Consider the following 19,046-nt stretch of genomic DNA (forward strand, 5'->3'; position numbering starts at 1 on the left):
GCTTAGCGGGCAGACACGGCAAAGTCCGGCAGGTCACCGGTTTTCAGCCCGCGCTTGATGGCGGTCTGGGTGAAGAGGCGGTCTTCCAGAGAAACGTTGTACTGCAACTGGTTGAAGCGCATTTCCGAACGCGTGCCGTCGATGAAGTGCTCGGTTTCGCTGAGTACGATGCTGTCGATCGAATCGATGGTCGCGACTTTCTGCGTGCGCATCTGCTTGATCAGCACACCTTTGACGTCGAAGAAATCCTGACGCATGACCAGGAAATTCTGCTTGTCGATCCACACCTTCAGCTTGTTGTAACCGGTCTTGGCCAGCACCTCGGGGGACGCCGGTTCACGCTCGATCACGTAGCAGTCGCGGCCCTTGATCTGTTCTTCGCCGACGAGTTTCTGCGAGTAGTCCTTGACGCGGATCTTGTCCAGATCGGCATACGAGTACTCACTGCCCATGAACGAGCCGCGCTTGTCGGTGGTGGAGATGCGGCGGGTCTGACGGCTGACCGGCAGGTACATCCACTGGCTGTCTTCCAGGCCGAGGGTTTCGTGCGGGTTTTCGATGTGGAAGGCCACGTCGCGGACGTCAGTCGGCGCGGAAAAGTACATGCTGAACTTGTCGCTGTCCGGGTAATCCTTTTGCAGGTAGGTGAACTCGCGAACCCGGGTATTGCCTTTCTTGTCATGCAGGATCAGCGAAACCTGGGACATGAAGCTGTTCCCGTCATTGCGATCGCGTACCTGACGGATGATCTCATCGGCATTGCCAGCCTCGGCGGCACTGGCGCAGGCGCTACCGAGGATCAGTGCGGCGGTGGTCAGACTTTTCAAAAACGGCAACATGACAACTTCCTTTTCGTTGGATGAATGCACCTGCGCGCGAGAGCGGCAGGCGTGATGGGTCAGAACAGATAACCGGCCGACAGCCGCACTTGATCGCGCTTGCTGTACTCGCCGAAAGTCTTCTCGGGCTTGCCGAAGAACACGTCCACTTCCAGGCCGAGCTTGATGTAGTCGACCGGTTTGTAGGTGAAGATGCCTTGCAGCAAGGCGTCGTCCTGAAACGGCGGTGAGCCAGCGACCACCAGACGACTCTTGAGGCGATCCTGCCAATGGGTGCCTTCGGCCGACAGGGTGAACAGCGGTTCGCGCTTGTCCTGCAACATGCCGTCCTGCCAGTCGAGCAACACCTGCTCCTGCCATTGCGCGGAGATCAGCCAGTCGCGCAACAGGTAGTCGACACCCAGCAGCGACTTGACCATGGGCGTGCTGTCGGCACCGTAGGCGCGGGTCGGATTGGTCACGCGCCAGTTGTCGAAATACGCGACCTCGCTGCGCACCACGATGCTGTGCCCGGCGTCGATCGCCAGCCCGGCACCGCCCATGGTGTAACGGGGAAACTGCCGTTCCAGTCGCGTACGACCGTCATCGGCGAGGCCTTCGACGGCGTACACCGGGTCTTGCTGACGGGCGCTCAAGGCAACGAAACTGGTGTCCACTGCACCGATCCGGCCGTTGGCGCTCAGGCCATAGGAATAGCCTTTGTCGCCGTCATAGCCGGGCTTGGAGTCGAGCAGGAAATACTGCGGATCCGGCGTGGCAAACAGTGGCGCGGCAAATTCACTGCCCTCCACCGGCGCCCGGTTTTTCACGAAGTCGGTGATCCACAGCGCCTCCAGTTCCCACTCGCCCACCGGTTGCGCAAAACGCACCATGGGCACGGCGATGCGACTGTCTTCGAGCAGCGGCGTCAGACCATCGCGATAGTCCAGCGGGTTGATCTGATCGAGCACGCGCAATTCATCCGCGCGGCCCCAGACCACTTGCTGCCAGCCCACTGTCACTTCACCGTCACCCAGCGAATGGCCGACGTAGAGGTGCCGCCAATCGGCATCGAAACGGTACTTGTCCCGCGCCCGCTCGCTGTACGGATTGTTGCCGTCATAGCGCGCGTCATAACGCACGCGGCCCTTGGCCTTGTAGTAACCGCCCTCCCAGTTGTCTTCCAGGTTGGCCTTGAAATACACGGCTTTTTGCGTGACCTGATCGTCGCCATGCAGACGCATGGCCGTGGCCACGCCGACTTCACCGTCGGCGTAATCGGGCTTGAGATCAGCGACGGTAAATTCGGCCATCGCGGTGGGCGCAGCCATGCACGCCCACACCGCACCCACGATGTGACTGTTGTGAAATCGAGGCATCGCTACATTCCCAACCCGACACCGCCATCGATCACCAGACTCTGCGCGGTCACCCCGCCAGCCTCGGGGCTGGCCAGGTAACGCACCATCGCCGCCACTTCTTCGCTCTGGATGAAACGGCGCATCGGCAGTTTCTTCTTCGCGTTGCGCACGATCTGTTCCTGGGTCAAACCGGCAATCGCCGCTTGCGTCGCCAGTTCACCCTGCAACATCGGCGTATCGATCCACGCTGGCAGAATCGCATTGACGGTGATCTGCCGCGAAGCGAGATCCAGCGCCAGCGCCTTGGTCATGCCGACGATGCCGTGCTTGGACGCGCAGTACGCGGTGTTGCGCACCTTGCCGGCACGGCCGAGGATCGACGACATGTTGATGATTCGCCCACGGTCAGGCATCAGCGCCAGACACAACGAGGTCACGTAGAACGTGCCGTTGAGGTTGACCGAAATCACCTTGTGCCAGTTGTGCAGATCCTCCGGCTCGTTCTCGTTGCAGATGCCGGCACTGTTGACCAGCACGTCGACGTACTCTACTTGCGAGCCGAGTTTCTTGAACAACGCCTCCATGGCCGGCAGGTCGGCAATGTTCGCCGCATGGGTTTCGACTCGCGCCTTGATCTGCTCCTGCTGCTCGTCGACCCAGCACTGCAGTTCGGCCAGATCGAGATCCAGCAGGATCAAGCGATTGTCGGCGTCGGCGGCGAAATTCTCGGCGACCGCACGGCCGATGCCTTTCGCCGCACCGGTGATCAGAATGGTCCGGCTCATGGCATTTTCAACCCGCCGTTGACCGACAGGACCTCCCCGGTCAGGTACAAACCGCGATCGGCGAGGTACAGCACCGCTTCGGCAATTTCCTCCGGTTCGGCGTAGCGTTTGATCAGCAGGCGCGACTGGATTTCTTCTTCCTGACTGCCGATCAGCGCGGTACTCATCTCGGTCTTGACGATGCCCGGGGCGACCGCGTTGACGCGAATGTTGCGCGGCGCCAGCTCCACCGCCAAGGCACGGGTCAACGATTCGACCCCGCCCTTGGCAGCGGCATAGTTGCTTTGGCCTTTGCCGGGCTTCTGCGCCGCCACCGAACTGATGTTGACGATGCAACCGCTGCGCTGACGCAACATGCCCGGCACCACCTGCTGACAGCAGAGCATCGTGCCGATCAGGTTGGTCTGGATCACGTCGATCAGGTCGCGCGCCGACATCGTCGCCAGCAAACCATCGCGAGTGATGCCGGCGTTGTTAACCAACAGATCGATACGCTGAAAATGCTGATCGACCCGCTCGAAAAACGCCTTGATGCTGTCGCCGCTGCTGACATCGCACTGCAACGCCAGGCAATCGATGCCCGACGCCTGAACCTCATCGCGCAAGGTCATTGCCGCGACTTCATCGCGCACGTAACTGAACGCGATCTGATAACCCGCCCCGGCCAGGGTCTGGACAATCGCCCGACCGATGCCACGACTGCCACCGGTCACCACTGCTACTTTATTCGGCATGACCGTTCCTTAGAGCGAGTTGTCGGTTTTGAACTGGGCGAGGCTGAAGCCGTGGGTCGCCGCCAGTGCTCGAATCTGCTGCACTTGCTCGCGGCTGATGTCGCCGTAGGAGTAGTGCTGTTTCATCCCGGACAGGCCCATCAGCACCGACTCAGCCATGCACGCGTACAACTGACCTTGCTTGAGATAGGCCCGAACGTTTTTCACCAAGCCATCGCCCAGCGGCGTCTGCACGATGCCGCCGTGCATGTAGAGCACGTCGGAGCGTTGGCTGGCGAGGTTCTGGTCAACGTTCAGCGGTACGGCGATGTCGCAGATCACGCTGTTTTCGGCGAAGTGCTCCGCGAAAAGAAACGGCTGCGGTGCGTTAGCCGCGCAGAGCACGATGCGCGCCTGTTTCAGCACATCAAGATCGTTGCTGACGGTGATGAAAGCGTTTGCGCCCAAGCGTTCTTCAACCAGTTTCGCCACGCGCTGACCCAGATCGGCACTGCTGCCATGGGCCTGCAAGAGTCCATCGATGCCGTCGATTTGCTGCAAGCGACGGGCGAGGCGATCGTGCTCGGCGACACCCTTGAGAATCGCGCGGGCGGCTTCGGCGTAAATCTGTTGCGCGGTTTTTTCCAGACGACGCAGGGAACCGTCGCGGCCGCTGCCGATGAGGATCAGGTGCTCGACACTGGTCGATAACAACGAGGCATAGGTCGAGGCGATGTTGCCCGCCGCACCGACCACCGCAGCGGTTTGCTCGCTCAGTTCCAGGCCTTGCTGCTTGCAGCCCTGTTCGATGGCTTCCAGACCCATGCCGATGGTCAGCGCGTTGCCGGAAGTCAGTGCCATGTCGGGAATCTGCAAGGCCTGGCAGTTGTTGGTGACGATCGAGGTGTACATGCCCAGCCCAGCGACGCTGTAACCATCGGCGCGGGCATCCTTGATACGGTTGCCGACTTCTTCGCGGATGGTTTGCAGATCGCCGCTGGCGATGTACGCCGCCATGGCATCGGAATCCATGCACAGCGGATACAGGGTGAATTCCACGGCAGTGCCGAGTTTCGAGCGAATCTGCACCGGGCCGATCGGCGCGGCTCGGCGCTCGGGCGCCATGCGCTTGATGAACTCGCGTTTCTGCTCAGCGCTCAGGGTCGACAGTGACGGATCGACGTCGCTGAGCATGTCCGAATCAATCAGATGGTTGATGAACGCCACGCGCGCCACCACGCGCACGTTCTCGTCAGACTTTGGGCGGGTTTCGCTCTCCTTGAAGCTAACCTCGCGCGCCGGCACGTCAGCGATGCTGTCGGCGCACACACCGGCGGCCAGCGGGAAGGCATCACGCCGACGCAGCATGTCGCAGACTTTCTGCAAGGAACCGATCAAGCCGTCGATTTCTTCGAAGGTGATGCACACCGGCGGTTCCAGTCGGATCACATTGGCGTTGCTGCCCGACGGCGCCACGCGCAGGGATTCGAATTGCAGCAGGTAGCCGGCGATGATGTAGCCCAGCGCATCGTTGTACTGCGCCGAAGCCTGAACCAGTGAGCTGGTGCCGGTCAGGTCGTGCAGTTCAAAGCCCAGCAGCAAGCCGCGACCACGCACGTCGGCGATCACGTCCGGGTAGGCCGCTTTGAGTTCCAGCAGCGAAGACTTGAGGTACTCGCCCTTCTTGTTTACGTCCTTGAGCATCGCACTGTCGTTCTCGAACAGACGGCGCAAGGCCGACAGGGCGATATGGCAGGACGCATCATCTTCGGCAAAGGTCGAACTGTGGATGTAGCTGAAATCGTTTTCGTAGTGGCTGGCGCGAATCACCGTCGCGGCAATCTTCATCAGGCCACCGCCGAGCGCTTTCGACAGGCAGTAGTAATCACCCTGCAAGTTGAAATGACTGGCGCCGAGCAAGGTGCCGGTGCGGCCGAAACCGGATTGCACTTCATCGATGATCAGCGGGCACTGCTGCTCGTTGCACAGACGCCGCAGACCGAGATAGAACTCATTGGCGAACTCGTTGATGCCGCCCTCGCCCTGAATCGGTTCGAGCAATACCGCCGTGATCGCGCTGAATGCTTCGCGGCGCACTTGCAGGGTTTCGCCGTTCCATTCCAGGCTCAGCCAGTGACGCACGTGACGGGCTGGCAGCTCCTGCAATTGCTGTGGCTGTTGTGGGTCGATGAACTCGACGTTGAGGCCGAAACGAGCGAACGGTTTGCGGTACTGCTTGCCGTACGTCAGTTGAACGGTGTTCACCAGTTTGCCGTGGAAGCTGCCGCGCACAGCGAGGAACACCGGCTCGACATGCAGTTGCGCCAGGTTGTGCTGACGCACCGCTTCGGCCACTTGGCGCACGGTGACGCAGGACAGATTCTGCGGCAGCAGACCGGCAGGCAAATCGAGATCGTCGATGTCCAGTTCGACGTAAGCCTTGTCGCTGGCAACCAGATTGGCGAGGGCGAAATCGCGCTCGTCGAATTGCTTCTGCAGGTTTTTCTGACGACGGTATTCGGCGTGCTTGACGGCGATCTCCACCGACTCGGCGCCACTGTTGGAGAAGGTCGAAATGTAGCGTTCGCTGTTGTTCAGTTCACGGTTGAACGCTTCACTGAGTTCACGCCCCAACTGTCCCGCCGCACCGCGCACCGACATTTGTGCGTTGAACGGTACATCGGCACGCAGCAGGTCGACGAGTTGATCGACAAATTGCGGATCGTTGTGGCCATACAACGCGGCGCCGTAACCACCGAGGAAGTCGGTGACGGTTACTTCATCGCCCTGGCGGTCGCGGTAAAACAGTTTGCTGCCCAGCGCTCTGTGGAACTGACATTCCAGGCCCAGGGCCTGCATCAATTCAACGAATTTCGGCCGTACGTAATCGCGGTAATCCATGACAGTTCTATCCCTTAAGTAAAAAATCAGCTGCGTTTCGTTGCATGCCGACGGTCAGTCGGCCGCGTGAAATTCGAGTTGGTAACCGGCGCTGAAACCGTTGTCGTCGCGGTTGATCACCAGACAATCGTGGAGCGCGGCATCGCGCGGCCCACCGATCACAAACGGCAGATGCGCATCCAGCGGCTGCTGCAGACCGCTGACCGGCGGGATGCTTTGCGCCTGCAAGGCCTGCCGGGCAAAGATCAGGTCAACCAGGCTCGGCGCACCACTGAGCATGCCGGTCAGCGGCGTGCTGCTGGTGATGTGCGCGGCGCCGGTTCGCGCCAGCGTGCGGGCCAGATCGGCATCCTTGTGCGGATCGCCAGTGGCGCTGCTGATCAGCAGATCCACCTGTTTGTCCGGCAAGCTCAGCGAGTCCAGACGCGGATGTGCGAACAGTGCTGTCAGGCAGGTTTGCGGCCCTGCCGGCAGATCATCGGCGCGGCGCAGTACCAGCGCCGCCGCACCTTCGCCGGCAATGCCGCCACTGCCTTGGCGATCAAAGGCACGCAGGCTTGGCGAACCGTCGGTGCTGATCACCCCCGCCTCGGCCAGTGCGGCAAGCGCCAGCGGATCCAGTTCACTGCCGGCGCCCACCACAATGGCCGCATCGATCCGACCGCTCTGCAACGCCGCGCAGGCTTCGCGCAGCGCCGCCAGGTTGCCGGCCACGCCTTGCATGTAGGCGTTGCATTCGCACTCAAGCTTCAAGGCCAGACTGACGACGCCGAGCAAACCGTTGCTCAGGCTTTTGAGGACCAGAAACGGATCGAGCGCGCGCTCCTGCAACACGCGTTTGGCCAGACGCTGCATGTCGGCACCGGTCTCGGTCTGACACTCATGCAACAGTTCGCCGTAAGACGCGAGCGATGGATGGGTGTAACCGCCCTGGCAGCAATAGAGACCAAAACGCACGCTGTCGCGGCCCGGTTCAAGCCCGGCCTCGGCCAGCGCCTGGCGCACGGCACTGACGCCCCAGATCACTGCCGGCGGACAATAACGCTGGAGGTTTTGTGCAACGTCCTGGCGACTGCGTTGATGATCGTCCTCAGCGACGTGACCGAACGCGACGACACGCTCACTGTGGAAAAGCGGCGACTGCAAGGCCGAGATCGCGCTGCGACCTTCGCGGGCTGCCGACCAGAAACGCTCGACACCCCAGCCGCTGGGCAACACACAGCCGCTGCCGGTGATGGCGATACGTGCAGAGGCATTGCTCATTGTCCGTGCTCCCGATATTTGCCAAGGGCCAGCGAGGTGTTGAGGCCGCCAAAACCGAAAGAATTGCTCAGTGCGTAATCCACGCGACGACTGACGGCCTGACCGGCGCAATAATCCAGATCACACTGTTCGTCGGCGTCGTGCAGGTTCACCGTGGGCGTGACCAGATCGTTCAGGCAGGCCAATGCGGTAACGATGCATTCGGGTGCGCCGGCCGCCGCGATCAGGTGACCGAACTGCGATTTGTTGGCGCTGACAGCCAAGGCTTGATAGTGCTTGTGCTCGGCAAACACACTTTTGATCGCGAGGGTTTCGGCCACGTCGTTGAGCGGCGTCGAGGTGCCGTGGGCGTTGATCAGATCGATCTGCTGCGGGCGCAGCCCGGCGTCGTCGAGTGCGGCCTGCATCGCCAGCGCCGCGCCGCGTCCTTCGGGTTGTGGTGCGGTGACTTTATAAGCGTCCAGGCTGCTGCCGAAACCCAGCACTTCGGCATAGGGTGTCGCGCCCCGCGCCAAGGCGTGTTCCAGGCTTTCGAGGACGACAAAACCGCCGCCTTCGCCGGCGATCAGCCCGCTGCGGTCACGATCGAACGGCCGACACAGGTCGGCGCCCCAGCGTTGCTCTCCCGAAGCGGCGCCGAGCAGGTACAGCGCAGCCATGGTGTCGAGATTGAGCACCGAGTCGGCCCCGCCGGCCAGCGCTACGCTGACTTCGCCACGACGGATCATCTGAAAGGCATTACCGATCGCTTGGGAGGCACCCGCACAGGCACTGCTGATATTGATCACGGGGCCTTCGCAGCCCAGATCGTCGGCGATTACTCGCGCCAGCCGGTCGTTGCTCTGACGCAGCGAGCCATCGGCATTTACTTGCCCGGCACGCGGCATCAAGTGCTGCCAGCCCGGGGCAGCGCCATCCGGCGCGGCGGTCAGGAGCATGTCGGCGAGCATGTGTTGCGGCGCGCCAGAGGCACACAGAACCGCTGCGCCGCGCAATTGCTCCGGTTGCAGGCCACTGTCGTTGACGGCTTGCGTGGCGGCCACCCAGCCAAAGCGGCTGCGTTTCTCCAGTGGCAGGGTCCACGCCGCGTGGCTGTGCAGTTTTTCCGGCAACAGGCTCATGTCGACGGGCGCTGCATAACGCACCGCGAACGAGGCCTCTTGCAGGTCGTCCGGCTGCCATGGCCGCACGCAATGTTCGGCGCCGAGCATTTTTTCCCAGAGGGTCTGCCATTCGAAACCGAAACCGGTGACGGCACCCATGCCGGTGATCACAATCCGTGTCGCACTCATGCGTGCTTCTCCATGGTTTCACTGCTCAACAGCAACGCGCCCCAGTGACCGGCGCGAGTGTGGCTGACAAGCAACGTGTAGCCCGGCGTCGCCGCTACTTCACAGCTCAGGTGCAGTGTCAGTGCGACTTCTGTCAGCAAGCCGCTGGCGCCCAGTTCACCGGTCATGGCACGGGTGCTGCGAATCTCGCGCGGGAAAGCTTCGAGCAACTTCATCACTTGCCCGTCAGCGCAATTGCCGACGATATGCTCGACGTCGCCGACCCGCAGTTTTTCGACGCTCAGAACCTGATCGATGACGCGCCGACCCACCGCCACAGAGCGTTGCGGATCGTTGCTGTAACCACGGGCAAATCCGGCAATGCGCACGGCGTGTGCCGCACCCGGCGCTGGTGTCGACGCCAGCAACAGCGCGGCGGCGCCCTCACCGAAAATCGGTTCGTTCGCCTGATCGGGCTCGCGCAGATACAGGGCCGGGGTCAGGTTCGGGCTGCTGCTGACCACCAACGCGGCGTCGGCATGCCGCTCGCCGATCTGCTGGCAGGCTTCGATCAGCGCATCCAGCCCGGCATTGTCCTGGGAACAGAACCCGCCCATCGGCCCGTGACAATTGAGCGCTTCAGCCACATAGGCCATCACGCTGCTGTTGAGCAGGGTCAACGCATGCAGGGGCGGTGTGTTGGCCAACAATTGGCTGAGTTGTTTGTGTGGCTGTTCGATGATCGCCTGCACCGCATCCCAGCAAGGGCTCGGCGCATCGACTTCGGGAATGGCCGCTGTCAGGGCAATGCGTGACGCGGGCAATTGCAGCGCCGCCAGTGCTGGCGCCAGCCGTGCGGCGCAATGCAACAGGCGCAAGCCCTGCGGTTCGACGCTGCGCTGGATCTTGCGATCAAACAGGTCACTGGCCAGTCGCGGCGTCGGCAAGGCAAACGCCTGACGCTGTGCGTCAAATGCCAGCGGTTGCGCCGCACAGGGTGTGCCGAGCAAGTCAGCGCATTCACTGCCTGCCACATTCAGCACCGCAGCGGCATTGAGATAGATGGCTCGGTTCATGTCATGCCCTCCCCAGAACCAGCGAGCTGTTAATGCCGCCAAAGCCGAACGAGTTGGACATCACCACGTTGATCGACTGGCGCACCGGCTCGCTCAAGAACTTCAGCGAAGGGTATTCGGCACGCTCGGCGTCGTAATTCAGGGTGGGCAACAGCACACCGTCACGCAGGCTCATCAGCGACAGCACTGCTTCGATCGCACCACTGCCCGCCAGCGAATGACCGATGGCAGACTTGTTGGCGGTGAAGGTCATGAAATCCTGGCAGCCGCCAAACAACCGCTGCAGCGCCAACGCTTCACAACTGTCATTGGCCTGTGTGGAGGTGCCGTGGGTGTTGACGTGTTGCACGGCGCTGCGCAGCAGCCCGGCGTCTTCGATTGCTGCTTCCATGCATTCCTCATATTTACTGCCATCGCGGCTGCTGGAGGTCATTTTCTGCGCCTCGCAGACATTCGCGTAACCCAACACCCGGCCCAATGGCGCAGCCTTGCGCCGCTGCGCGTGTTCAGCGGATTCGAGAATGACCATCGCCGAGCCTTCGCTGAGGACAAAACCGCTACGGTCAGGCATGAACGGGCGGCTTTGTTCGCTCGCCGGCAAGTCGGCCTGACAGAGCGCGCCGAGGCTGTTGAACATGTAATAAGGCAGTTCGTTGGCCATCAGTTCGACGGCGCCGCAAATAGCCAGATCGATCTCTCCGCGCTCGATGGCCCGGTAAGCACTGCCGATGGCCATGGTGCCGGCGGCACAGGCATCGGAATGGGTCGAGATGTGATCGCGAATGCCGAGCCGATCGGCCAGGTGTTGCGTCTGTTGATCGACCCGCCGGGTGAAGGTCGCGCTGGAAGGTGCCGGACTGTCCAGCAGACGGTCGAGGTCGACGCGTCCGGCCTTATCCATGCAACGGCTGAGCCGTTGCAGATCGTGGCTGTCGGCACAGTACTTGTTGGCGCCCAGAAACAGACCGCTGCGACTGTGGGCAAAGTCTGCCGGCGTCAGGCCGGCGTGCTCCAGCGCCTGCCGGCCGACGTACTCGGCCAGCACACTTTGTCGCGGGTGCAGCGCCGCATTGCCGCCGAAACCGGCACCGATCTGCTGCCACTGCGCGTCATCAATAAACCCGGCAGCGCTGTTGCTGAATCCCAGCGCCTTGAACCGAGGATGTTCGCGGACACAGGATTGCTTCCGGCAAATCCGCTCGAACAACGTGGCAGCGTCCAGCGCCATGGGCGCCACCAGACCGAACCCGCTCACATAGACTTCTCGTGCCCGCATGAGAACTCCTACACCGCTTCTTTGGCGTGAGTGGCGACAAACTGCTCAACCAATTGACGCGACACTTCATCGCCATCCGCCGGCACCAGACGCGCACTGCACGCGCCACAGACCACTTGTTGGCGCTCGTTCAGAATCGCCTGGTGAGCATTGCAATCCGGGCAGGTGGCCGGCAGGTAGTTGAAAAGATTGCGGCACTGGTTGGCCCAATTACGCACGGTGGTCGCGGCGAACACCTGAGCCGGTTGCATGCCCGCCTTCAACTGATCCGGGGTGTAGGCGCTGAGGCTTTGCTCAAGCAGGCTTTTGCCGCTTTCGGTAATGCGACCGTTGGCGAGAAATTCGCTGGCATCACCGCAAACCGCCACTGCATGGTCGAGCACGCTGGTTTTCGGCAGTGTGCAGCCATATTGGCGGCCCAGCTGGAAGCTCAGGTCGACGATGTCCAGCGAGTCGGCACCGAGGTCTTCGACAATGCTGCTGTTTTCTTCGATGTCATTCGCATCCATCACCAACAGCTGTGCGAGGATTTCGCGAGTGCTGGCAACGACATGTTCCAAGTCCAATGGATTGTTCATTTCTATCTCCCTATATGTCGTGACTACTTCATGAATTCGACTTATGAAAAGTAACTTTTCCCACAGCAACTTCTCACGCGGCGGGAATCTAAACTCTGCCCTTAAGGGGAGAGTCAACGAACTATTCAAGGTTTTTTTACAAGTCGAAAAAAGTCTGCAAAACCCCCACAGACACCGCACCTCCTTGGTGCGGTGAACGACTTATTTACTTAACAAAGACGGGGTAAGGTGGGGCGCCCGCGGTATCAGGCAGGCCGACTATCGAAAGCAACTAAGGACGCAACGGAACAGACGTACTAAAAGTAAAAACCGGACAAGTAAAATAGTTATAACTTCATAACCTTTGTTTTAGGTCAGTACTGACGTTAATTGAATTTGCTGGAAGGTTTACTCCCCCATCCGTAAAACCTGGCAGCGTTTATGGATATCTGAATGTCGAACACAGACATCTGGGCCAAGGCGCGGCGCTATAGGGTGCAGCTTCCGTTTGATCGCCTTGTCTGGAGCCGACACATGACCGCCCCTATCACCGTTCTACGCGACACCCATCCGCTGCCGGTACTCGATGCCTGCAAATGGGAAAAACTCGAAGGCGACCCGCACACCGTCAACCTCAACGCCTACACCAGCGAAGACGGCAGCAAGATCATGGGCACGTGGATCTGCACGCCGGGCAAGTGGCGCGTTGAATACGTGAAGTGGGAATACTGCCATTTCCAGGAAGGCTACTGCGTAATCACCCCGGACGGCATGGCGCCGATTCATCTGCGTGCTGGCGATATCTTCGTGATTGAGCCGGGCATGAAGGGCACGTGGGAAGTGGTCGAAACCGTGCGCAAATATTTCGTGTTCGCCTGATGCAAAAAAGCCGGGAGATCACCCGACGTGATTTCCCGGCAAACAATGTCTGATATACGCAAATCCCCTGTGGGAGCGAGCCTGCTCGCGAAAGCGAACGATCAGTCACTTCCTTGTTGAAGCGACCGCCGTCATCGCGAGCAGGCTCGCTCCCACAGTTTGTTCAGCGCTGTCCTTCTATTGCAGGCTTGCGATAGCTGTTGATGATCGCCGAGAAATCCTTCCCGCCATCCCCACGCTGACTCATCGCCTGATACAACTGCTGCGCCACCGCGCCGAGCACCACCGGTTGATGAGCCTGACGCGCCGCTTCCGTTGCCAGCCCCAGATCCTTGAGCATCAGTTCCGCGCCAAACCCGCCGGTATACCCGCGCGAAGCCGGCGCCGTTTCAACAATCCCCGGCCACGGGTTGTACATCTCCGAACTCCAGCAACGCCCGGTCGAGCTGTTGATGATCCCGGCCAGCACCGAGGTGTCGATGCCCAATGCATCGCCCAGCGCCATCGCCTCGCTGACGCCAACCATCGAGATCGCCAGCAGCAGGTTGTTGCAGATCTTGGCGATCTGCCCGGTGCCGACTTCGCCGCAATGCACGATGTTGCGGCCCATCTGCGCCAGCACCGGTTGCAGCGTGGCGAACAGTTCCGGGGTGGCGCCGACCATAAAGGTCAGCGTGCCGGCAGTGGCACCACCGGTGCCACCGGACACTGGCGCATCGGCCATGGCCACGCCTTGTTTCGCCGCAGCCGCTGCCACATCGCGGGCCGTCTGCGGATCGATGGTGCTGCAATCCACCGCTGGCACACCTTGGCGAATGCCAGCCAGCACTCCGTCCTCACCGAGCCAGACGCTGCGCACATGCACAGCCGCCGGCAGCATGGTGATTACCAGTTCGGCGTCTTCGGCGGCTTCACGGGCCGAAGCGCGAATGCTGCCGCCCAGTTGCTCCAGTTCCGCCAGCACGGTTTTATTCAGATCGACCAGATTCAGCGAGTGGCCAGCCTTGATCAGGTTGCGCGCCATCGGCGCGCCCATGTTGCCCAGACCGATAAATGCGATTTTCATGATCGATTCCTCAGCGCAGGTTGATGGTGGTGTTCACGCCGTCGTTGACGCTGTCGTCATCGAACCAGCGCGCCGTGACCGTTTTGGTCTGCGTGTAGAACTGCACCACTTGCTTGCCGTACGGGCCGAGGTCGCCGAGTTTCGAACCGCGCGAACCGGTGAAGCTGAAGAATGGCACCGGCACTGGAATCGGGATGTTGATGCCGACCTGGCCGACGTCGATTTCAGTCTGGAACTTGCGCGCCGCCGCACCGCTCTGTGTGAACAGGCCGGTGCCATTGCCGAACGGGTTGGCGTTGACCAGCGCAATCGCCTGATCAAGGGTGTCGACTTCCAGCACCACCAACACCGGGCCGAAGATTTCCTGGGTGTAGATCTGCATGTCGGTGGTCACGCCCGAGAACAAGGTCGGGCCGACAAAGTTGCCCTGCTCGTAACCCGGCACCTTGATGTCGCGACCGTCCAGTTCGAGCTTGGCGCCTTCCTTGATGCCGCTTTCGATCAGATCGAGAATTCGCGCCTTGGCTTTCTTCGAGATCACCGGGCCGACATCGGTGCCCGGCTCGTTGCCGGCGTTGACGGTGAGTTTCTGCGCCAGCGCTTTCAGATCCGGCAGCCATTGTTTCGCCGCGCCGACCAACACCACCACCGAAGTGGCCATGCAACGTTGCCCGGCCGCACCGAAACCGGCACCGACCAGCGCATTCAGCGCTTGTTCGCGATTGGCATCGGCCAGCACCACAGCGTGGTTCTTCGCGCCCATCATTGATTGCACGCGCTTGCCGTGTTTGCCGGCCAAGTCGTAAACGTGGGTGCCGACAGCGGTCGAACCGACGAAGGACACCGCTTTGATGTCCTTGTGCGTGCACAGGCCATCGACCACGTCTTTACCGCCGTGAACCACGTTCAACACACCGGCCGGAACGCCAGCCTCGATTGCCAGCTCGACCAGCAACATGGTCGACAGCGGATCCTGTTCCGAAGGTTTCAAGACGAAGGTGTTGCCGCAGGCGATGGCCATCGGGAACATCCACAGCGGAATCATCGCCGGGAAGTTGAACGGGGTGATGCCGGCGCATACACCGATCGGCTGACGCAGGGTGTAGGTATCAACGCCGCCGGCGACGTTCTCGGCGAACTCACCCATTTGCAGCGTGCCAATCGAGCAAGCGTGTTCAACCACTTCCAGGCCACGGAAAATATCGCCTTCGGCGTCGGCAATGGTTTTGCCTTGCTCGGCGCTCAGCACTACCGCAATGCGTTTGGAATGCTCGCGGATCAGCGCTTGCAGCTTGAGCATGATGCGCATGCGTGCGCCGATCGGGGTCAGTTTCCAGGTCTGGAAGGCGCGCTGGGCGGCGCTGACGGCGGCGTCGACTTCAGCGGCGGTGGCAAACGGCACTTTGGCCAGCACTTGCTGGGTCGCCGGGTTGACGATGTCGTGCCATTCGGTGGTCTGCGACTCGACCCATTCGCCATTGATCAGCAGCTTGACCTTCTGGACCGTGGTTTCGTTGGGCGTAAGCGATGCGTTCATGCTGGTCTCCGAAACTTGTTTTTATCGTAGGAGCCAAGGCGAAAGGTTCGCCTTGAGATGAGGCGTGTGTCACGAATTGGTTGTCGGACTGTTTTTGGAGTATAGATGTGCAAACTTCTAATAAGAACGCACATATAAGCCCGTCCATCATGCAAAAAAACATCACCTCTCTAGGCTCGCTGAACTGGGACGACCTCAAGTTTTTCCTCGAAGTCGCCCGCACCCGCAAGGCCAGTACCGCCGCCAAACGGCTGGCTGTCGACTACACCACGGTGTCGCGGCGGATCAGTTCGCTGGAAGCGGCATTGGGCACTTTGCTGTTCGAGAAGTCGCGGACCAGCGGCTTCGTCCTGACCACCGAAGGCCAGCGTTTGCTCGGTTATGCCGAGTCGATCGAAAGCACCTTGCACATGGCCTGCGAGCAAGTCTCCGGCTCCGGTGTGGCACTCTCTGGACATGTGCGCATGGGCTGCACCGAAGGTTTCGGCAGTTTTTTCATCACCCCGCAGCTGAGCCATTTCGTCGACGCTTACCCGGCGATCTCGGTGGACATACTGCCGCTGCCGCACTTCATCAGCCTGTCCAAGCGCGAGGCCGACATCGTCATTGCACTGGAGCGCCCGGAGCACGGGCCGTACGTGTGCTGCAAACTCTGCGACTACCGTTTGCAGCTCTATGCGACTCAGGAATATCTCGACAAACACCCGCCGATCCGCCGCCCGGCAGACTTGGGCAAGCATCAATTCATCAGTTATGTGGATGATCTGGCGTTCAGCTCGGAGTTGCTGTACCTGGCGAACGTATTGCCGGGCGCCAGCGCCAACTTGCGCAGCACCAGCGTGATCGCGCAATTCGTCGCGGCGCAGCAAGGGCGCTCACTGGCGATTCTGCCGTGCTTCCTCGCCGCGCAGGATCCGCGCCTGCTGCCCGTGTTGCCGGAGGAAATCGATATTACCCGGCAGTTCTGGATGTACTGCCGGGAGGATCTGAGGAAGTTGAAGCGGATCACTTTGTTGTGGGATTACATTCGTGAGGTGACCGAGCGTAATCAGGATCTGTTGATGGGCAAGACGCGCGAAATGCAGTTCGCCGACTAGTCGGCGCTGACCACAATCGACACCCGGCGGTTTTCGGTGCGACCGGCCGCCGTATCGTTGGACGCCACCGGTTCTTTGCTACCCAGGCCTTGCAACTGGATGTTCTCTTGTTTCATACCAACCGTGCCCAGCACGTTGGCGACACTTTTCGCACGGCGCAGGGACAGTTGCTGGTTGTACGTCTCTTTGCCCGATGCGTCGGTGTGGCCATCGACGCGCACGCGCTCGATGCCGACACCCAGCAGGGCCTTGCCGATGCGTTCGACGATCTCGGTGCTTGGCTGGTTCAGGCTTTCGACGTCGCTGCCAAACAGCACTTTGCCGGACAGGCCAAACTCCCAGCCCTCGTCAGTCAGTTCAAAGCCCTGTTGTTTGAGGACCGCGACTTGCGCCGGGGTCAGGCCTTTTTGCGGCGCAGTCTGGCAACCGGTCAGGGCCAGTACGGCCATCAACAGCACCGCGTAAAAAGATCGAATGGACAGTGTGAACACGAGAGTCAGCTCCTGGTTTGAACGGAATCGACCAGGTGCTCCGCCCCGGCCGTGAATTGGGCGCCGCGCGACAGACGCTTGGCTTGATACATCGCCGCATCGGCGGCATCAAGCAAGGCCCCCGGCGTGACACCATGATCGGGAAAAACCGCAATGCCGATACTGAGCGAGGTCACGACACTGGTGTCGCCCGGCAGCGCGATGGGCATGTCCATGCTGGCGAGGATCTTGTCAGCAATGCGCTCGGCGTCTTCGACCTTGTGCAGCGGCGTGAGCAGAACGGCGAACTCGTCACCGCCCAGCCGCGCCACCAGATCCTCTTCGCGCAATTGCGCACGAACGCGGTTGGCCACCGCCACCAGCACCGCATCACCCGCAGCGTGGCCGAAGTTGTCGTTGATGCCTTTGAAACGGTCACTGTCGAGAAACAACACCGCCACGCGCTCATCGTGTTTGCTGGCATTGCGCAACGCGCGGATCAAGCGCCCTTCGAAAAACGCTCGGTTCGGCAGACCGGTCAGGCTGTCGTGACTGGCCTGGTGAGCGAGGGTTTCGTTTTCGTTCTGCAGATGGGTTTGCCACGACTCCAGTTCGTCGAGCAAGGCGTTGAAGTCATTGCCGAGGTTGTCGAGTTCGGCGATCTGCGCTGGCGGCACGCGGCGATCCAGCGCTCGTTCGCTGCGTGCGGCGTGGGCCACATTGGCCAGACTGCGCAGAGGACCGGTGATCGCGCGTAACTGCCGGCGCGCCAGGTAGAGCGCGACCCAGGCGCTGATCGCGGTACAGAGAATGATCCCCGCCAGACCGCTGAGCAGAAAGCGCATCAGGCTGCCACCATGACCGGTGAGCAGCACACGACCGATTTCACGGTCCTGATGCTCGATCGGCAGGCTGACAGGCCTTTCCAGGATGGCGCGGGTGATCTGCATTTCCAGCTCAGAGAACAAACCGTTTTCCGGGCGTTGCCAATGCGCGAGCAGTTGCCCCTGGCTGTCCAGCACCTGGGCGTCAGCAACCTCTTCGGAGGAAGCAATCAGCGCCAGCGATTCGTTGGCGGCGGTCTTGTCGTTGAACACCACTGCTGCTTCCACGGTGTAGCTGATCGATCGGGCGATCAAGTGCAGGTTGTGATCGGCGTAAACCCGTAATGCCAGTACGCCGAGCAACGTCAGCGAAACACTGGCCATCGCCACGCCCACCAGCGCGACCGTCAAATGCCCTCGGCCAATGACCGAACCCAGCGTTGGGCGGCTATTCGATCTGAACAGGTTCATGGCGCCGCCGGTTTGCGACGCGACAATTGCAGCACGCTCGGGTGAATGCGCACGCCGCTGCGGGCAACGGAGTCGAGATTGACCTCGAAGGACACTTGCTCATCGCCAACGCGCAGACAGAACAGGCTACCGACCGTGCATTGATCGCCACCTTCGCTGATGCTCAGTACCGGATGACCGATCAGCGAAGCGAACAAGCGAGTGCGTTCATCGGCGGTGAGTTTGCCGATGTACACCGCATCACATTCGCTGACGATCGCCGGATTGTCGGCCAACAAGCGACGTACGGTAACCGGTCGGCCAGTGGCTTGCGTGGTGCCTTTGACCAGATCATCGGTGTACTCGGTCGGGCCGACGATGCACAGGCGCAACTGCGCAGGCTCCACCGGCCAGCGCGCGTAGCTGAGAATGCCAAGAACAACCTGAGTGACAGATTTGGCCCGTTGTTCGGCCATACCTGTCGGCGCTTGCGGCTGCGCGACAGCCGCGCCCGTCAACAACCAGAGCAGACCGACAAGCAACGCGTGCTTGCAGACAACTACGCGCCCTGTCGTCCAGACAGACACCTTCATGCAGGGATTCTCTTGGATCGTAGCGAAATGATGCCGCAACGATAGCACAGCAGTGAAACACCAGCGAGACAGCGACCTCTGACCGGTTGGTCAGTAAACGCCGCCAATC

General features: G+C 61.0%; 17 protein-coding genes. 2 read left to right on the forward strand and 15 right to left on the reverse strand.

Features of this window, described 5'->3' with window-relative positions:
• Positions 1 to 2: 2 nt before the first annotated feature.
• Genes ACW9IR_RS15550 through ACW9IR_RS15595 form a run of 10 tightly spaced genes read right to left on the reverse strand, consistent with a single transcriptional unit; the run spans position 3 to position 12,042 of the window.
• Positions 3 to 839, reverse strand: a complete 837-nt coding sequence (locus ACW9IR_RS15550) for an outer membrane lipoprotein-sorting protein (protein ID WP_093442334.1) — start codon at positions 837 to 839, stop codon at positions 3 to 5.
• A gap of 59 nt (positions 840 to 898) precedes the next feature.
• Positions 899 to 2,197, reverse strand: a complete 1,299-nt coding sequence (locus ACW9IR_RS15555; protein ID WP_457464039.1) for a DUF1302 family protein — start codon at positions 2,195 to 2,197, stop codon at positions 899 to 901.
• Between the two features lie 2 nt (positions 2,198 to 2,199).
• Complete coding sequence (locus ACW9IR_RS15560) at positions 2,200 to 2,964, reverse strand: SDR family oxidoreductase (protein WP_457464041.1); 765 nt, start codon at positions 2,962 to 2,964, stop codon at positions 2,200 to 2,202.
• On the reverse strand, positions 2,961 to 3,698 hold the full coding sequence (locus ACW9IR_RS15565; RefSeq protein ID WP_110718958.1) for a 3-oxoacyl-ACP reductase family protein: 738 nt from the start codon (positions 3,696 to 3,698) through the stop codon (positions 2,961 to 2,963). Before ACW9IR_RS15565 ends, ACW9IR_RS15560 begins: the two co-directional genes overlap by 4 nt.
• A gap of 9 nt (positions 3,699 to 3,707) precedes the next feature.
• The gene (locus ACW9IR_RS15570; protein ID WP_457464043.1) at positions 3,708 to 6,578 is read right to left on the reverse strand and encodes an aminotransferase class III-fold pyridoxal phosphate-dependent enzyme; all 2,871 of its coding nucleotides are present in this window, start codon (positions 6,576 to 6,578) and stop codon (positions 3,708 to 3,710) included.
• Between the two features lie 54 nt (positions 6,579 to 6,632).
• Positions 6,633 to 7,841, reverse strand: a complete 1,209-nt coding sequence (locus ACW9IR_RS15575; protein ID WP_457464045.1) for a beta-ketoacyl synthase N-terminal-like domain-containing protein — start codon at positions 7,839 to 7,841, stop codon at positions 6,633 to 6,635.
• Entirely contained in the window at positions 7,838 to 9,133 is a 1,296-nt protein-coding gene (locus ACW9IR_RS15580) for a beta-ketoacyl-[acyl-carrier-protein] synthase family protein (RefSeq protein WP_150749634.1), read from the reverse strand. Before ACW9IR_RS15580 ends, ACW9IR_RS15575 begins: the two co-directional genes overlap by 4 nt.
• Positions 9,130 to 10,188, reverse strand: coding sequence for a beta-ketoacyl synthase (locus ACW9IR_RS15585; RefSeq protein ID WP_457464048.1), 1,059 nt, complete (start codon positions 10,186 to 10,188; stop codon positions 9,130 to 9,132). Before ACW9IR_RS15585 ends, ACW9IR_RS15580 begins: the two co-directional genes overlap by 4 nt.
• Position 10,189: 1 nt before the next feature.
• Positions 10,190 to 11,464 (reverse strand): beta-ketoacyl-[acyl-carrier-protein] synthase family protein, encoded by a 1,275-nt coding sequence (locus tag ACW9IR_RS15590; protein WP_457464050.1) that lies wholly within the window; start codon positions 11,462 to 11,464, stop codon positions 10,190 to 10,192.
• An 8-nt stretch (positions 11,465 to 11,472) separates the two neighbouring features.
• The gene (locus ACW9IR_RS15595) at positions 11,473 to 12,042 is read right to left on the reverse strand and encodes an acyl carrier protein (protein ID WP_095119586.1); all 570 of its coding nucleotides are present in this window, start codon (positions 12,040 to 12,042) and stop codon (positions 11,473 to 11,475) included.
• 513 nt (positions 12,043 to 12,555) lie between these two features.
• On the opposite strand from ACW9IR_RS15595, the gene ACW9IR_RS15600 reads away from it, so the two are divergent.
• Positions 12,556 to 12,900 carry a cupin domain-containing protein gene (locus ACW9IR_RS15600; RefSeq protein WP_016987264.1) on the forward strand — a complete coding sequence of 115 codons (345 nt, stop codon included), beginning with the start codon at positions 12,556 to 12,558 and terminating at the stop codon, positions 12,898 to 12,900.
• A gap of 163 nt (positions 12,901 to 13,063) precedes the next feature.
• On the opposite strand, the gene mmsB is transcribed toward ACW9IR_RS15600, so the two are convergent.
• Together mmsB and ACW9IR_RS15610 are read right to left on the reverse strand one after the other, a co-directional pair.
• Positions 13,064 to 13,966: a 3-hydroxyisobutyrate dehydrogenase gene (gene mmsB / locus ACW9IR_RS15605; RefSeq protein ID WP_110718951.1), complete on the reverse strand. Its 903-nt coding sequence runs from the start codon at positions 13,964 to 13,966 to the stop codon at positions 13,064 to 13,066.
• A 10-nt stretch (positions 13,967 to 13,976) separates the two neighbouring features.
• Complete coding sequence (locus tag ACW9IR_RS15610; protein WP_457464053.1) at positions 13,977 to 15,503, reverse strand: CoA-acylating methylmalonate-semialdehyde dehydrogenase; 1,527 nt, start codon at positions 15,501 to 15,503, stop codon at positions 13,977 to 13,979.
• A gap of 149 nt (positions 15,504 to 15,652) precedes the next feature.
• On the opposite strand from ACW9IR_RS15610, the gene ACW9IR_RS15615 reads away from it, so the two are divergent.
• A complete protein-coding gene (locus ACW9IR_RS15615; protein WP_457464061.1) occupies positions 15,653 to 16,600 on the forward strand; it encodes a LysR family transcriptional regulator in 948 nt (315 codons plus the stop codon).
• Here ACW9IR_RS15615 and ACW9IR_RS15620 read toward each other — a convergent pair.
• From ACW9IR_RS15620 to ACW9IR_RS15630, 3 genes are read right to left on the reverse strand one after another with little or no spacing between them, the layout of a single operon-like run.
• Positions 16,597 to 17,049, reverse strand: coding sequence for an OmpA family protein (locus tag ACW9IR_RS15620; RefSeq protein ID WP_189684027.1), 453 nt, complete (start codon positions 17,047 to 17,049; stop codon positions 16,597 to 16,599). The genes ACW9IR_RS15615 and ACW9IR_RS15620 overlap by 4 nt on opposite strands.
• 47 nt (positions 17,050 to 17,096) lie before the next feature.
• On the reverse strand, positions 17,097 to 18,365 hold the full coding sequence (locus ACW9IR_RS15625; RefSeq protein WP_110718949.1) for a diguanylate cyclase domain-containing protein: 1,269 nt from the start codon (positions 18,363 to 18,365) through the stop codon (positions 17,097 to 17,099).
• Positions 18,362 to 18,937: a YfiR family protein gene (locus tag ACW9IR_RS15630; RefSeq protein ID WP_457464056.1), complete on the reverse strand. Its 576-nt coding sequence runs from the start codon at positions 18,935 to 18,937 to the stop codon at positions 18,362 to 18,364. Before ACW9IR_RS15630 ends, ACW9IR_RS15625 begins: the two co-directional genes overlap by 4 nt.
• Between the last annotated feature and the right edge of the window lie 109 nt (positions 18,938 to 19,046).

The sequence above is a fragment of the Pseudomonas sp. SDT291_1_S447 genome (assembly GCF_054070155.1).